Origin of the sequence: Streptomyces sp. NPDC086147 (assembly GCF_040702165.1) — a bacterium.
In the GTDB taxonomy this organism is placed as follows: Bacteria; Actinomycetota; Actinomycetes; order Streptomycetales; family Streptomycetaceae; genus Streptomyces.
Window position 1 is genome coordinate 25,249 of sequence record NZ_JBFBJO010000005.1, and the last position, 15,062, is coordinate 40,310.

General features: G+C 72.7%; 14 protein-coding genes and 1 pseudogene. 5 read left to right on the plus strand and 10 right to left on the minus strand.

Annotated elements, in window-relative coordinates:
- Positions 1–17: 17 nt before the first annotated feature.
- Positions 18–377, plus strand: a complete 360-nt coding sequence (locus tag AB0398_RS13345) for a hypothetical protein (protein ID WP_366374595.1) — start codon at positions 18–20, stop codon at positions 375–377.
- A 19-nt stretch (positions 378–396) separates the two neighbouring features.
- Here the strand turns inward: AB0398_RS13345 and AB0398_RS13350 are convergent, their stop codons facing one another.
- The 4 genes from AB0398_RS13350 to hrcA form a co-directional block, all read right to left on the minus strand.
- A complete protein-coding gene (locus AB0398_RS13350; protein WP_366374596.1) occupies positions 397–1,140 on the minus strand; it encodes a 16S rRNA (uracil(1498)-N(3))-methyltransferase in 744 nt (247 codons plus the stop codon).
- A complete protein-coding gene (locus AB0398_RS13355) occupies positions 1,137–2,219 on the minus strand; it encodes a nitronate monooxygenase (RefSeq protein WP_366374598.1) in 1,083 nt (360 codons plus the stop codon). Before AB0398_RS13355 ends, AB0398_RS13350 begins: the two co-directional genes overlap by 4 nt.
- 103 nt (positions 2,220–2,322) lie before the next feature.
- Positions 2,323–3,459: a molecular chaperone DnaJ gene (gene dnaJ, locus AB0398_RS13360; protein WP_366374600.1), complete on the minus strand. Its 1,137-nt coding sequence runs from the start codon at positions 3,457–3,459 to the stop codon at positions 2,323–2,325.
- Complete coding sequence (gene hrcA / locus AB0398_RS13365; protein ID WP_366374602.1) at positions 3,460–4,479, minus strand: heat-inducible transcriptional repressor HrcA; 1,020 nt, start codon at positions 4,477–4,479, stop codon at positions 3,460–3,462. It abuts the gene before it with no gap.
- A gap of 147 nt (positions 4,480–4,626) precedes the next feature.
- On the opposite strand from hrcA, the gene AB0398_RS13370 reads away from it, so the two are divergent.
- Positions 4,627–5,355 (plus strand): MBL fold metallo-hydrolase, encoded by a 729-nt coding sequence (locus AB0398_RS13370; protein ID WP_366374604.1) that lies wholly within the window; start codon positions 4,627–4,629, stop codon positions 5,353–5,355.
- Between the two features lie 116 nt (positions 5,356–5,471).
- Positions 5,472–6,272, plus strand: a complete 801-nt coding sequence (locus AB0398_RS13375; protein ID WP_366374605.1) for a DUF3097 domain-containing protein — start codon at positions 5,472–5,474, stop codon at positions 6,270–6,272.
- A gap of 18 nt (positions 6,273–6,290) precedes the next feature.
- On the opposite strand, the gene hemW is transcribed toward AB0398_RS13375, so the two are convergent.
- The 3 genes from hemW to lepA all read right to left on the minus strand — a co-directional run bounded on the left by hemW (position 6,291) and on the right by lepA (position 11,608).
- Positions 6,291–7,523 carry a radical SAM family heme chaperone HemW gene (hemW, locus tag AB0398_RS13380; RefSeq protein WP_366374607.1) on the minus strand — a complete coding sequence of 411 codons (1,233 nt, stop codon included), beginning with the start codon at positions 7,521–7,523 and terminating at the stop codon, positions 6,291–6,293.
- Positions 7,524–7,612: 89 nt separating this feature from the next.
- Positions 7,613–9,490 carry an AMP-dependent synthetase/ligase gene (locus AB0398_RS13385; RefSeq protein ID WP_366374609.1) on the minus strand — a complete coding sequence of 626 codons (1,878 nt, stop codon included), beginning with the start codon at positions 9,488–9,490 and terminating at the stop codon, positions 7,613–7,615.
- Between the two features lie 249 nt (positions 9,491–9,739).
- On the minus strand, positions 9,740–11,608 hold the full coding sequence (lepA, locus tag AB0398_RS13390; protein WP_366374611.1) for a translation elongation factor 4: 1,869 nt from the start codon (positions 11,606–11,608) through the stop codon (positions 9,740–9,742).
- Positions 11,609–11,794: 186 nt separating this feature from the next.
- Between lepA and rpsT the strand changes: the two genes are divergently transcribed.
- A complete protein-coding gene (gene rpsT / locus AB0398_RS13395) occupies positions 11,795–12,061 on the plus strand; it encodes a 30S ribosomal protein S20 (RefSeq protein WP_150270330.1) in 267 nt (88 codons plus the stop codon).
- 328 nt (positions 12,062–12,389) lie between these two features.
- Here the strand turns inward: rpsT and holA are convergent, their stop codons facing one another.
- Positions 12,390–13,382 (minus strand): DNA polymerase III subunit delta, encoded by a 993-nt coding sequence (holA, locus tag AB0398_RS13400; RefSeq protein WP_366374613.1) that lies wholly within the window; start codon positions 13,380–13,382, stop codon positions 12,390–12,392.
- Between the two features lie 185 nt (positions 13,383–13,567).
- Between holA and AB0398_RS13405 the strand changes: the two genes are divergently transcribed.
- A complete protein-coding gene (locus tag AB0398_RS13405) occupies positions 13,568–13,810 on the plus strand; it encodes a hypothetical protein (RefSeq protein WP_125664369.1) in 243 nt (80 codons plus the stop codon).
- 51 nt (positions 13,811–13,861) lie between these two features.
- On the opposite strand, the pseudogene AB0398_RS13410 reads toward AB0398_RS13405, so the two are convergent.
- A pseudogene (locus AB0398_RS13410) lies at positions 13,862–14,122 on the minus strand (YceI family protein); the annotation flags it as partial.
- A 19-nt stretch (positions 14,123–14,141) separates the two neighbouring features.
- On the minus strand, positions 14,142–15,038 hold the full coding sequence (locus tag AB0398_RS13415) for an arylamine N-acetyltransferase (protein ID WP_366374614.1): 897 nt from the start codon (positions 15,036–15,038) through the stop codon (positions 14,142–14,144).
- Positions 15,039–15,062 lie beyond the last annotated feature (24 nt).

A 15,062-nucleotide genomic window follows, 5' to 3' on the forward strand; every position in this document is an offset into this window, starting at 1 on the left:
TCCGTACACTGCGCCGCATGAGACGGGACGGGGCCCTGCGCGGGCTGACGGTGGACGACGGGACGGTCTGGCTCTGGAACGTCCGGCACCGGCACCCCGACTGCCGGACCGTGCTCGCCCTGCGCCGCGCCGAGCGCCCGCACGCCCTGCTCCGGCTGGTCTTCCGGGAGGCGCCGGGCCGCGCGGTGGCCGGGTTCACGATGGGCAGGCACGAGGTGCTCGCCGTCGACGGCGGCTGGCTCAACCTCGACGAGCCCGGGGTCGTGCGCCGGTTCCTCGACGCGGCGGTCGCCCGGGGCCTCGTACCGACCGCGAACGGGGTTCGGGAGGAGGACGGCCGGCCGCTCTTCGACGAGCTGACGGCGGACGGGGGCTGACGGCCCCGAAGGGCACCCCTCAGCCCCAGCGGCCCGTGCGCCCCAGGACCAGGGCCGTCGCCGCCGTGCCCGCCGTGGAGGTGCGCAGGACGCTGCGGCCCAGCCGGTACGGCTTCGCCCCGGCCGCCTCGAAGGCGGTCAGCTCCTCCGGGGAGACCCCGCCCTCGGGCCCGACGACCAGGACGACCGAGCCCTTCGCGGGGAGGTCGGCGGTGGCGAGCGCGCCGCTGGGGTGGTCGCGGTCCTCGTGCAGGACGGCCGCGAAGTCGGCGCCGGCGAGGAGGGCGGCGACCTGCTTGGTCGTCATGAGGTCTGCGACCTCGGGGAAGCGGGTGCGGCGCGACTGCTTGCCGGCCTCGCGCGCGGTGGACCGCCACTTGGCGAGCGCCTTGAGGCCCCGGTCGCCCTTCCACTGGGTGATGCAGCGGGAGGCGGCCCACGGCACGATCGCGTCCACGCCGGTCTCCGTCATGGTCTCGACGGCCAGCTCGCCCCGGTCGCCCTTGGGCAGCGCCTGGACGACGGTGATCCGGGGCTCCTCCTCGGGGTCCTCGTGGACCTCGGCGATCCGCACGGTGAGCTGGTCCCTGCCCTCGGCGGCGAGCACCTCGCAGGCGGCCCAGCGGCCCCGGCCGTCGACGAGGACGAGCTCCTCGCCCTCCCGCAGCCGCTTCACGGAGACGGCGTGCCGCCCCTCGGGGCCGTCCAGGAGGAAGCTCCCGGCGCCGGGGACGGCGTCGACGACGAAGACGGGTGCGGTCACGAAGTGCTCCTGGGGGCCTGTTCCGAGAGGGCGGTGTCGAGTTCGGCGGCGAGGAGCCCGACCAGTCGCCCGGCGGGGAGTTCGCGGGCGAGGCGGTGGCCCTGGCCGGCCCAGAGGGCCATGCCCTGGGCGTCGCCGGCGGTGGCGGCGGCCTTGCGCAGCGGGGCGGTGAGGTGGTGGACCTCGGGGTAGGCGGCGGGGGCGTACGGGCCGTGCTCACGCATGAAGCGGTTGACGAGGCCGCGCGCCGGGCGCCCGGAGAAGGCCCGGGTCAGGGCGGTCCGGGTGAACAGCGGGTCGGTCAGGGCCCGCTTGTGCAGCGGGTGGGCGCCCGACTCGGGGCAGCCGAGGAAGGCGGTGCCGAGCTGGGCGGCGCCGGCCCCGGCGGCGAGGACGGCGGCGATCTGGGCGCCGCGCATGATCCCGCCGGCGGCGACGAGCGGGAGGCCGGTGCTCTCGCGGACCTGGGTGACCAGGGTGAGCAGGCCGGTGCCGGGCGTGCCGTCCTCGTCCGGGTCGTCGCGGTGCGTCCCCTGGTGCCCGCCCGCCTCGACGCCCTGGACGCAGACGGCGTCGGCCCCGGCGCGCTCGGCGGCGAGGGCCTCCTCGGCGGAGGTGACGGTGACGATCGTGTACGTGCCGACGCGGGCGAAGGAGGCGAGGACGTCGGGCGCGGGGCAGCCGAAGGTGAAGGAGACGACGGGGACCGGGTCCTCCAGGAGGATGGCCAGCTTGGCGTCGTAGGCGTCGTCGCGGGAGTCGTCGGTCTCGCCGAGCGGGGTCCGGTACCAGTCGGCCTCTCCGGCGAGCTGGTGGCGGTAGACCTCGACGGCGGCGGGGTCGGCGGGCCGTCCGGTCTGCGGCATGAAGAGGTTGACGCCGAAGGGGCGCCCGGTGAGCCCGCGTACCTGCTTGATCTCCTGGTAGAGGCCGCCGGCCGTCTTGTAGCCGCCGGCCAGGAAGCCGAGCGCGCCGGCCTCGCAGACGGCTCCGACGAGCTCGGGGCAGGAGGCGCCACCCGCCATGGGGGCCTGCACGATCGGGAACCGAGAGAGATCGTTCAGTGCGGTGGTGGACATATGGGCATCGTGTCATGCCGCGGGGGAGGGACATGGAAAGGGGCGGTATCCATAGATGGACACCGCCCCTCCCCGTGCTCAAGCCCGTACGTACGGGCCGGGCCTACCGCCCGTTGAACGCGTCCTTCAGCCGCGAGAACAGCCCCTGCTGACCGGGCTGGAACTGGCCGGTCGGCCGTTCCTCGCCGCGCAGCTTGGCGAGCTCGCGCAGGAGGCGCTCCTGCTCGGCGTCGAGCTTGCCCGGGGTCTGGACCTCGACGTGCACGATGAGGTCGCCGCGCCCGTTGCCGCGCAGGTGGGTGACGCCGCGCCCGTGGAGCGGGATCGACTGGCCGGACTGGGTGCCGGGCCTGATGTCGATCTCCTCGACGCCGTCGAGGGTCTGCAGCGGCACCTTGGTGCCGAGCGCGCCCGCCGTCATCGGGATCGTCACCGTGCAGTGCAGGTCGTCGCCGCGCCGCTGGAACATCTCGTGCGGGGTCTCGTGGATCTCGACGTACAGGTCGCCGGCGGGGCCGCCGCCGGGGCCGACCTCGCCCTCGCCCGCGAGCTGGATGCGGGTGCCGTTGTCGACGCCGGCCGGGATCTTGACCGTGAGGGTGCGGCGGGAGCGGACCCGGCCGTCGCCCGCGCACTCGGGGCACGGGGTCGGGACGACGGTGCCGAAGCCCTGGCACTGCGGGCAGGGCCGGGAGGTCATGACCTGGCCCAGGAAGGACCGGGTGACCTGGGAGACCTCGCCGCGGCCGCGGCACATGTCACAGGTCTGCGCGGAGGTGCCGGGCGCGGCGCCCTCGCCGGAGCAGGTCGTGCAGACGACCGCCGTGTCGACCTGGATGTCCTTGGTGGTGCCGAAGGCCGCCTCATCGAGGCTGATCTCCAGGCGGATCATGGCGTCCTGGCCCCGGCGGGTGCGCGAGCGCGGGCCGCGCTGCGAGGCCGTGCCGAAGAAGGCGTCCATGATGTCGGAGAAGTTGCCGAAGCCGCCCGCTCCGAAGCCGCCCGCGCCGCCTCCGCCGGAGGCCGAGAGCGGGTCGCCGCCGAGGTCGTAGACCTGCTTCTTCTGCGGGTCCGAGAGGACCTCGTAGGCGGCGTTGATCTCCTTGAAGCGCTCCTGCGTCTTCGGATCGGGATTGACGTCCGGGTGCAGCTCGCGCGCGAGCCTCCGGAACGCCTTCTTGATCTCGTCCTGGGAAGCGTCGCGGCGCACGCCGAGTACGGCGTAGTAGTCCGTGGCCACTTACGACTCCGCCAGGATCTGTCCGACGTAACGTGCCACTGCGCGTACCGCTCCCATCGTTCCGGGGTAGTCCATGCGGGTCGGTCCGACCACGCCGAGTTTGGCGACTGCCTCGCCGCCCGAACCGTAGCCGACCGAGACGACGGACGTGGAGCTCAGCCCCTCGTGGGCGTTCTCGTGCCCGATCCGTACGGTCATGCCCGATTCCTTGGCCTCGCCGAGCAGCTTGAGGAGGACGACCTGCTCCTCCAGAGCCTCCAGGACGGGCCTGATCATCAGGGGGAAGTCGTGTCCGAAGCGGGTGAGGTTGGCGGTGCCGCCGATCATCAGCCGCTCCTCGTGCTCCTCCACGAGGGTTTCGAGGAGGGTCGCGAGCACGGTCGAGACCGTGGCGCGGTCCTCGGCCTCCTCGAAGGACTCGGGGAGGTCCTGCACCAGCTGCGGCACGTCGGCGAACCGGCGGCCGACGACCCGGCTGTTGAGCCGGGCCCGCAGGTCGGCGAGGGAGGTCTCGCCGAAGGGCGCGGGGCAGTCCACGACCCGCTGCTCGACCCGGCCGGTGTCCGTGATGAGGACGAGCATCAGGCGGGCCGGGGCCAGCGAGAGCAGTTCCACGTGCCGGACGGTCGAACGGGTCAGCGAGGGGTACTGGACGACGGCGACCTGCCGGGTGAGCTGCGCGAGCAGCCGGACCGTGCGGCCGACGACGTCGTCCAGGTCGACCGCGCCGTCGAGGAAGTTGTGGATGGCCCGCCGCTCGGGCGTCGACAGCGGCTTGACCCCCGCGAGCCGGTCGACGAACAGGCGGTAGCCCTTGTCCGTCGGGATGCGGCCGGCGCTGGTGTGGGGCTGGGCGATGTAGCCCTCGTCCTCGAGCACGGCCATGTCGTTGCGCACGGTGGCGGGCGACACGCCGAGCTTGTGGCGCTCCGTGAGCGCCTTGGAGCCGACGGGCTCCTCCGTCCCGACATAGTCCTGGACGATGGCGCGCAGCACTTCGAGTCTGCGTTCGCTGAGCATCGTGCGCACCTCCAGCTGTCGTCGGTCGATCCGGTTGCTCCGCTTTTGGCACTCGCCCTGTCCGAGTGCCAGCGATCCCCGGCCAGTGTACGGCGGCACACATCGCTCCTGGCAAGGAGGCGACGCCCCACCGGTTAGCGTCGGTGCATGGACGTCGACTGGGAAGCACGGGGATGGGAACGGCTCGCGGACGGGGTGGGCCGGCGCCGGCTGCCCGTCTGGGACGCCACGGTGGGGCTCGTCGTGGGCGAACGGGCGGTGCTGCTGTACGACACGGGGTCGTCCCTCGCGGAGGGCGCGGAGCTGCGGGCGGAGGTGGCGGAACTCACGGGCGGCCGGAGGGTGACGCACATCGCACTGAGCCATCCGCACTTCGACCACGTGTTCGGCACGGCGGCCTTCGCGGGCGCGGAGGTCTTCGGCGCGGTCGGCACGGAGGAGCTGCTCGCCCGGGGACGGGACCGGGAGGAGCTGCGCGCGGACGGGGTGCGGCAGGGTCTCGACCCGGCGGCGGCCGCGGAGGCGGCGGACGTCCTCGTGGCCCCGCGGCACGTGGTCTCCGGCGAGTGGACGCTCGACCTGGGCGGCCGGCAGGTGCTCCTGGCGAACGTCGGCCCCGGGCACACGGGCCACGACCTGGCGCTCCTGGTGCCCGGTCCGCCGGAGGTGGTCTTCTGCGGGGACCTGGTGGAGGAGTCGGGCGAGCCGCAGGCGGGCCCGGACGCGATCCCGTCCCGCTGGCCGGACGCCCTGGACCGGCTCCTGTCGCTCGGCGGCGGGGACGCGGTGTACGTGCCGGGGCACGGGGCGGTGGTGGACGCCGCGTTCGTACGACGCCAGCGGGAGGAACTGGCGACGCGCTTCTCCGTCGCATAACGTCGCCCGGATGCGCGGCCACGAACCGGACTTGACGCCCTCCTGGCAGCGTCTCCCGGGGGCCGCACCGGATTCCGGCGGTGTCGCGACGCCACGCCCTGGACAGGATGGAGCTCATGCGCAGCTACAACCCGGACCTGACGCCCCCCTGGAAGAAGTCGGCGCCCGTCCCCGAGGTCCCGGCCGACCGCGACCTCGTCGTGGAGGAGGTGGGGACGGGCTTCTGCGGGGCGGTGATCCGCTGCGAGGCGGGCACGGTGACCCTGGAGGACCGCTTCGGGAAGCACCGGGTCTTCCCGCTGGAACCGCGCGGCTTCCTCCTGGAGGGGAAGGTCGTGACCCTGGTCCGCCCGGCCTCGGGACCGGCCCGCCCGACCCGTACGGCCTCCGGCTCGGTCGCGGTGCCGGGCGCACGCGCGCGCGTGGCGCGGGCGGGCCGGATCTACGTCGAGGGCCGCCACGACGCGGAGCTGGTCGAGCGGGTCTGGGGCGACGACCTGCGGATCGAGGGCGTGGTCGTGGAGTACCTGGAGGGCGTCGACGACCTGCCGGCGATCGTCGCGGAGTTCGGCCCGGCGCCCGACGCGCGCCTCGGCGTCCTGGTGGACCACCTGGTCCCGGGCTCGAAGGAGTCCCGGATCGCGGCACAGGTGACCTCGCCGGACGTCCTGGTCGTCGGCCACCCGTACATCGACGTCTGGGAGGCGGTGAAGCCGTCCTCGCTCGGCATCCCGGCCTGGCCGACGGTCCCGCGCGGCCAGGACTGGAAGACGGGCGTCTGCCGCGCCCTGGGCTGGCCGGACCACACGGGCGCGGCCTGGCAGCACATCCTGTCGAGGGTGACGTCGTACAAGGACCTGGAGCCGGCGCTGCTGGGCCGGGTCGAGGAGCTGATCGACTTCGTGACGGCGCCGTAGGACGCCGCCGGACACGCCCTAGTCCACCAGGTCCCGCACCACCGCGTCCGCGAGCAGCCGGCCCCGCAGGGTCAGGACCGCCCGCCCCGCCCCGTACGGGCCGGGGTCCAGGAGGCCGTCCTCCAGGGCCTTGCGGGAGGCGGCGAGGCCCGCGGGCTTGAGCAGGGCCAGCTCGACCCCCTCCCGGAGCCGCAGCTCCAGCAGGATCCGCTCCACCCGCCGGTCCTCCTCGGAGAGGAGCTCGCGGCCCGCGCCCGGCGTCCTCCCGGCCGCGAGGGCCGCCGCGTACGTGCCGGGGTGCTTCACGTTCCACCAGCGGACCCCGCCCACGTGGCTGTGCGCGCCGGGCCCGGCGCCCCACCAGTCGGCGCCGCGCCAGTACAGCTCGTTGTGGAGGCAGCGCCCGGCCTCCGAGGTGGCCCAGTTGGACACCTCGTACCACTCGAAGCCGGCCCCGGACAGCACCTCCTCGGTGATCAGGTACCGGTCGGCGTGCACGTCGTCGTCGGTCATCGGCACCTCGCCGCGCCGGATGCGGCGGGCGAGCTGCGTGCCCTCCTCGACGATCAGGGCGTAGGCACTGACGTGGTCGGGACCGGCGCCGATCGCCGCGTCGAGCGAGGCCCGCCAGTCGTCGTCGGACTCGCCGGGCGTGCCGTAGATCAGGTCGAGGTTGACGTGGTCGAACCCGGCGGCCCGCGCCTCGGCGACGCACGCCTCGGGGCGTCCGGGCGTGTGGGTGCGGTCGAGGACCTTCAGGACGTGCTGCCGGGCGCTCTGCATGCCGAAGGAGATCCGGTTGAAGCCGCCCTCGCGCAGCTCCGCGAGGTACGCCGGGTCGACCGACTCGGGATTCGCCTCGGTGGTGACCTCGGCGTCGTCCGCGAGCCCGAACTCGTCGCGGATCGCCCCCAGCATCCGTACGAGGTCCCCGGCGGCGAGCAGCGTGGGCGTGCCGCCGCCGACGAAGACGGTCCGGACCGGCCGGGGGTCGTCGCCGAGGACCTTGCGGGCGAGCCGGACCTCCTCGGCGACCTGCTCGGCGTAGTTGTCCCGGGAGGCGAGCACGCCCCCCGTGCCGCGCAGCTCGCTCGCCGTGTAGGTGTTGAAGTCGCAGTACCCGCAGCGCGTCGCGCAGTAGGGCACGTGCAGGTAGAACCCGAGCGGGCGCTCCCCGGCCCCTTCCAGGGCGTGCGGGGGCAGCGCCCCGTCCTCGGGAACGGTCTCACCATCGGGCAGTACGGAAGGCATGAGCCCATTGTCCCGTACTGCCCGGGGTGGGCCGGCTGCCTGTGGACAACCGGCTCCCGTGCTGGTCGCCCCCGGTGCGGGGGCGCCGGTCAGGACTCGCGCGAGCCCGCGTACATCTCCTCGATGAGGTGCTTGTACTCGCGCTCCACGACCGGGCGCTTGAGCTTCAGGGACGGGGTCAGCTCGCCGTGCTCGATGTCGAGGTCGCGCGGCAGCAGGCGGAACTTCTTGATCGTCTGCCAGCGCTGGAGGCCCTCGTTGAGGCGGTCCACGTAGCCCTGGATCAGCTTCTCGGTCTGCGGGGCGGCGACGACCTCGGCGTACGACTTGCCCGCGAGGTCGTGGTCGGCGGCCCAGCCGAGGATGGAGGGCTCGTCGAGGGCGATCAGGGCGGTGCAGAAGTTCCGGTCGGCGCCGTGGACCAGGATGTTCGAGACGAACGGGCAGACGGCCTTGAACTGGCCCTCGACCTCGGCCGGCGCGATGTACTTGCCGCCGGACGTCTTGATCAGGTCCTTCTTGCGGTCGGTGATCCGCAGGTAGCCGTCGGCGGACAGCTCGCCGATGTCGCCGGTGTGGAACCAGCCGTCGGACTCCAGGACCTCGGCGGTCTTCTCGGGCAGGCCGTGGTAGCCCTCCATGATGCCGGGGCCGCGCATCAGGATCTCGCCGTCGTCGGCGATGCGGACCTCGGTGCCGGGGAGCGGCTTGCCGACGGTGCCGGTGCGGTAGGCCTCGCCCGGGTTGACGAAGGAGGCGGCGGAGGTCTCGGTGAGGCCGTAGCCCTCCAGGATGTGGATGCCCGCGCCGGCGAAGAAGTAGCCGATCTCGGGGGCGAGGGCGGCGGAGCCGGAGACGCACGCGCGCAGGTTGCCGCCGAAGGCCTCGCGGATCTTGCCGTAGACGAGGGCGTCGGCGACCTTGTGCTTGACGCCCAGGCCGAAGGGCGCGGAGGCGGTGCCGGTGCGGCGGAAGTTGTCCTGGGTGGTCTTCGCGTAGTCGCGGGCGACCTCGGCGGCCCACTGGAAGATCTTGTACTTGGCGCCGCCGGCGGCGCGGGCCTTGGCGGCGACCCCGTTGTAGACCTTCTCGAAGATGCGGGGCACGGACGCCATGTAGGTCGGCTGGACCACCGGCAGGTTCTCGATGATCTTGTCGACGCGGCCGTCGACGGCGGTGACGTGCCCGACCTCGATCTGGCCGGAGGTGAGGACCTTGCCGAAGACGTGGGCGAGCGGCAGCCAGAGGTACTGCACGTCCTCCTGGGTGACGAGGCCGGTCGCGGCGATGGCCTTGGCCATGTACGACCAGTTGTCGTGCGGGAGGCGGACGCCCTTGGGGCGGCCGGTGGTGCCCGAGGTATAGATGAGGGTGGCGAGCTGCGTGGAGGTGATCGCGGAGACCCGCTCCTTGACCGCCTCGGGGTGCGTCTCCAGGTACGCCCTGCCGCGCTCCTCCAGCTCGGCGAGGGTGAGGACCCAGTCGCCGTCGCTCTCGACGCCGGCGGCGTCGACGACGACCACGTGGCGGAGGTTCGGCAGCTCGGCGCGGCGCTCGACGGCCTTGGCGAGCTGGGCCGCGTCCTCCGCGATGAGGACCCTGGACTCGGAGTCCGAAAGGATGAAGGCCGACTCCTCGGCGTTGGTCTGCGGGTAGACCGTGGTGGTCGCGGCGCCCGCGCACATCACGCCGAGGTCCGCGAGGATCCACTCGACCCGGGTGGAGGAGGCGAGGGCGACCCGCTCCTCGGGCTGCACGCCGAGGTCGACGAGGCCGGCGGCGATCGCGTAGACCCGCTCGGCGGCCTGCCCCCAGCTGAGCGACTTCCAGTCGTCCGGGCCGGTGCCGGACGCGGCGGGTACCGGGTAGCGGTAGGCCTCCGCGTCGGGAGTCCGCTCGACGCGCTCAAGGAAGAGGGTCGCCACGGAGGGCGGCCGGTTCTCGATCTGGGTCTGTGTGTCGCTCACGACGTCCTCCGGGCGGCGGCGGTGCCTTCTGGTGGTTCGTAACTAACTGGCGAGTAACCTTCGAGCCGGGATCAGACTAAAGGCCCGAGGTCCGGCGCGTAAGGCCTTGCCGTGCGTCGCTTCATAACGAACGGGTCCACGCGCACCGTGCGCGTGGACCCGTTCGTGTACCGCGTGGGACGGGGGGCGGGCCTCGCGGCCCCGCCTCCCGTCACGCCCTCCGACCGTCTCCCGACGGTCCGAGGTTGGCTACTTCTTGCCCTTGCCGGAGGACTCGTCGCTCGACAGGACGGCGATGAAGGCCTCCTGCGGCACCTCCACCGAACCGACCATCTTCATGCGCTTCTTGCCCTCCTTCTGCTTCTCGAGGAGCTTCCGCTTCCGGGAGATGTCACCGCCGTAGCACTTGGCGAGGACGTCCTTGCGGATGGCGCGGATGGTCTCGCGGGCGATGACCCGGGAGCCGATCGCGGCCTGGATCGGCACCTCGAAGGCCTGCCGGGGGATGAGCTCGCGCAGCTTGGCGACGAGCCGCACGCCGTAGGCGTACGCGGCGTCCTTGTGGGTGACGGCGGAGAAGGCGTCGACCTTGTCGCCGTGCAGCAGGATGTCGACCTTGACCAGGCTGGAGGCCTGCTCGCCGGTGGGCTCGTAGTCGAGGGAGGCGTATCCGCGCGTCTTGGACTTCAGCTGGTCGAAGAAGTCGAAGACGATCTCGGCGAGGGGCAGGGTGTAGCGGATCTCGACCCGGTCCTCGGAGAGGTAGTCCATGCCGATCAGGGTGCCGCGCCGGTTCTGGCAGAGCTCCATGATCGCGCCGATGAACTCGCTGGGCGCGAGGATCGTGGCCCGGACGACGGGCTCGTACACCTCGTCGATCTTGCCCTCGGGGAACTCGCTCGGGTTCGTGACCGTGTGCTCGCTGCCGTCCTCCATGACCACGCGGTAGACCACGTTGGGGGCGGTGGCGATCAGGTCGAGGCCGAACTCGCGCTCCAGGCGCTCTCGGATCACGTCCAGGTGGAGCAGGCCGAGGAAGCCGACGCGGAAGCCGAAGCCGAGCGCGGCGGAGGTCTCCGGCTCGTAGACGAGCGCGGCGTCGTTGAGCTGGAGCTTGTCGAGGGCCTCGCGGAGGTCGGGGTACTCCGAGCCGTCCAGCGGGTAGAGGCCCGAGAAGACCATCGGCTTCGGGTCCTTGTAGCCGCCGAGCGCCTCGGTGGCGCCCTTGGCCTGCGAGGTGATCGTGTCACCGACCTTGGACTGGCGGACGTCCTTCACACCGGTGATGAGGTAGCCCACCTCGCCGACGCCGAGACCGTCGGACGGCGTCATCTCCGGGGACGAGACGCCGATCTCCAGGAGCTCGTGGGTGGCGCCGGTCGACATCATCCTGATGCGCTCGCGCTTGTTGAGCTGCCCGTCGATGACACGCACGTACGTCACGACGCCCCGGTACGAGTCGTACACCGAGTCGAAGATCATCGCGCGGGCGGGGGCGTCGGCGACGCCGACCGGGGCCGGGACGTCCCGGACGACGCGGTCGAGCAGCGCCTCGACGCCCAGGCCGGTCTTCGCGGAGACCTTGAGCACGTCCTCCGGCTGGCAGCCGATGAGGTTGGCGAGCTCCTCGGCGAACTTCTCCGGCTGCGCGGCCGGCAGGTCGATCTTGTTGAGGACCGGGACGATGGTGAGGTCGTTCTCCATCGCCAGGTAGAGGTTGGCGAGGGTCTGCGCCTCGATGCCCTGCGCCGCGTCCACCAGGAGGATCGTGCCCTCGCACGCCGCGAGGGACCGCGAGACCTCGTAGGTGAAGTCGACGTGCCCGGGGGTGTCGATCATGTTCAGGATGTGCGTGCGCCCCTGCTCCGGCCCCTCGGTGGGAGCCCACGGCAGACGGACGGCCTGGGACTTGATCGTGATGCCGCGCTCACGCTCGATGTCCATCCGGTCGAGGTACTGGGCGCGCATCTGCCGCTGGTCGACCACACCGGTGAGCTGGAGCATCCGGTCGGCGAGCGTGGACTTGCCGTGGTCGATGTGCGCGATGATGCAGAAGTTGCGGATCAGAGCCGGGGCGGTACGGCTCGGCTCGGGCACGTTGGTAGGAGTCGCGGGCACGCAGGCTTCTCGTCTCGGGCGATGTTCTGAACGGATACGTAGGCTCCATGGTCCCATGCCCGGCGGCCGACGCCCGGTTTGGGCGGGCGCGAGGGCGGCTGATACCGTGGACAGCTGTGTCTCGTCTGCCCTCTCAGCTCGCGAGGCACTTCCAGAAGGAACACCGAACCTGTAAAGGCTCTTTTCGTGGCGAACATCAAGTCCCAGATCAAGCGGAACAAGACGAACGAGAAGGCGCGCCTGCGCAACAAGGCCGTCAAGTCGTCGCTCAAGACCGCGATCCGCAAGGCCCGTGAGGCTGTCGCCGCCGGCGACTTCGAGAAGGCCACCGTCGCCACTCGTGCCGCCTCGCGTCAGCTCGACAAGGCTGTCTCGAAGGGCGTCATCCACAAGAACGCCGCCGCCAACAAGAAGTCGGCGCTGGCCACCAAGGTTGCCTCCCTCCAGGGCTGAGCTCTGATGTGACCGGCCGCACGGGATCCAGCGGGCCCTCTCTCCCGCTCCCGCCCGGCCACCCCGGACTCGCACGCGGACGCGTTCGCCACGCGGGTGCGAGCCCACTCGCTTGAACCTCGAAGGCCCCGTCGCCTCCTTCCCCAGGAGACGACGGGGCCTTCGACGTGCGGGGGGGCTTGTACGGGGCGGGGCCGGGCCGGCCGCTGCGGGACGGAGCAGGGCCAAACTTCGACGGTACGAGACGGGGCCGGGACACTGCGATCGAGGCGGGGCCCGACCCCTGCCGCACAGCGAGCCCCCGACAGAGCCCCCTTCCCGGGCCCGGTCAGGCGTCCCGGCGCATCCTCGCCGCACGGGCCACCGCGACGACCGCCTTCTCCAGGGCGTACTCGGGGTCGTCGCCCCCGCCCTTCACGCCCGCGTCCGCCTCGGCGACCGCGCGCAGGGCCAGCGAGACCCCGTCGGGGGTCCAGCCGCGCATCTGCTGCCGCACCCGGTCGATCTTCCAGGGCGGCATGCCCAGCTCCCGGGCGAGGTCGGCGGGGCGGCCGCCCCGGGCCGAGGAGAGCTTGCCGATGGCCCGTACGCCCTGGGCGAGCGCGCTGGTGATGAGCACGGGCGCGACCCCGGTCGAGAGCGACCAGCGCAGGGCCTCCAGGGCCTCGGCCGCCCGCCCCTCGACGGCGCGGTCGGCGACGTTGAAGGAGGAGGCCTCGGCGCGGCCCGTGTAGTACCGCCCGACGACGGCCTCGTCGATCGTCCCGTCCACGTCGGAGGTCAGCTGCGCGACGGCGGACGCGAGCTCGCGCAGGTCGCTGCCGATCGAGTCGACCAGGGCCTGGCAGGCCTCAGGGGTGGCCGAGCGCCCGAGCGCCCGGAACTCCTGCCGCACGAACGTCAGCCGCTCGGCCGGCTTGGTCGTCTTCGGGCAGGCCACCTCCCGCGCCCCGACCTTGCGCGCGGCGTCGAGCAGGCCCTTGCCCTTGGCTCCGCCCGCGTGGAGCAGGACGAGGGAGATGTCCTCGATCGGGTCGCCGAGGTAGGCCTTGACGTCCTTGACCGCGTCGGCGGAGAGGTCCTGCGCGTTCCGCACGATCAGGACCTTGCGCTCGGCGAAGAGCGAGGGGCTGGTGAGCTCCACGAGCGCCCCGGGCTGGAGCTGGTCGGGGGTGAGGTCGCGCACGTCCGTGTCGGCGTCGGCGGCGCGGGCGGCCGCCACCACCTCCTGGACGGCGCGGTCGAGGAGCAGGTCCTCCTGTCCCACGGCGAGCGTCACGGGACCGAGGAGGTCGTCGGGGGAAGTCTTCCTGGTGGCCATCGCGGTCCAGCATCCCACGGGCCGCTGACAGCCGTGCCCATCGCCGGTCGTGCCCACCGACAGCCGTGCCCACCGACGGTCCCGGCCACCGACGACCATGCTCACCGGCGGCCGTGCCCATCGACGGCCGCGCTCACCCGCAGCCGTGCTCACCGGCCGTCGTGTCCATGCCCGAGAATGGCGGGGTGAGTGAACGACACGTACTGGTGCTCCCCGACCGCGACGCCGCCGAGGAGGTCGCGGGGGAGCTTCCCGACCGCTTCGGCGTCGCCGAGGAACCGCAGCTCGTGCGGGACGCCCTGGCCGGGGAGGACGACGCCGAGGACGCACAGTGGCTGGTGGTCGTCGAGGACCCGGACGGCCGGCTCGACCCGGCGGCCCTCGACGGCCTGGCCGCCGAGTACGAGGGCTGGCTGGAAGCCCCCTGACCCCTCCCGGTCCTTCCCGGCCCCTTCAGCTCCCCGGCTTCAACGGGCGCCGAGGGTCACCGTGCGGCTCACGCCGTGGAGGGTGGGCGCCCCGGTGACGGCCCAGCGGCTGCCGCCCCGGTGGGTGAAGCGCTCGCTGTGGAACTCCAGCGTCGGGCACGCGCCGACGTCGAGGAAGTCGCCCGGCTCCGGGAGCCGGGGCTGCGGGGCGACCTGGAGCCGGACGTCGCCGAGGCCGGTGTGGACGCCCTCGGCGACGACGGCGGTGCCGTGGTGCGGCATGTACCCCTCGGCGGTGACCGCGAGCCGGTGGCGCAAGTGTCGGCAAGTGTCACCGGGAGTCCGAGTCGGCGTTCTCCTCCCGCGCGAAGGGCGGCGATACGACGGGCAGCGCGTCGAGCTCGATGCCGAACAGCTCCCGGTACGCCTCCCGCACCTCGTCGTCCCCGTCGAGGACCCGCTCGTCGCGCTCATCACGTGCTCTTGTGATCGACTTCGTGCCGCTGAGGGTGATCCGGCCCTCCTCGGTGAGCCGGGAGCAGACGAGGGAGCCCGTGAAGTGCGAGTCGGGCGAGGTCCGGTGGTACCAGGACCCGGCCGCGAAGTCGGCGAGCTCACGCGGCCGGACCTCCACCCGGTACTGCGGCTCCCCGTCCCGCAGCACCTCCAGGTCTCCGCCGGCGGTCTCCGCGATCCGGAAGACGCCTCCCGGGTCCTCCTGGTCGTCGCGCGCGTCGAGGACCAGCGGAAAGTGGCTGTGGTCGCCGAACCCGACGTCGGCCAGCCACCGCTCCCCCTCCACCGTCTCCACCCGCAACGCCATGTGGTCGTACGGGATGCCCAGCCTCCCGCCCTCCCCGACGACCCGCGCCTGGAGCAGCTCGACCCCGTACCCGAGCCCCCTCAGCAGGACGGCGAACGCGGCGTTGACCTCGTAGCAGAAGCCGCCCCTGCGCGCGTCGACCACCTTGCCGAGGAGCGCCTTCTCGTCCAGGACGACGGGCTCGCCGAGGTGAATCGAGAGGTTCTCGAAGGGCACGGTCCGCAGATGGAGCAGGTGCAGTTCGCGCAGCGCGGCGGCGTCCGCGCGCACCGGCCGCTCCGCCCCGATGCGCCGCAGATAGGCCTCGACATCGGACGGAGCGGGCACGAAGGGCGCGGACGGGGCGGGAGGGCCCTGCGGCGCCGGGGACTCGGGCTGGACGGCGGGCGTCGGCTGTGTGGTCATGCGCCCAGTCTGCCGGGCCGGAAC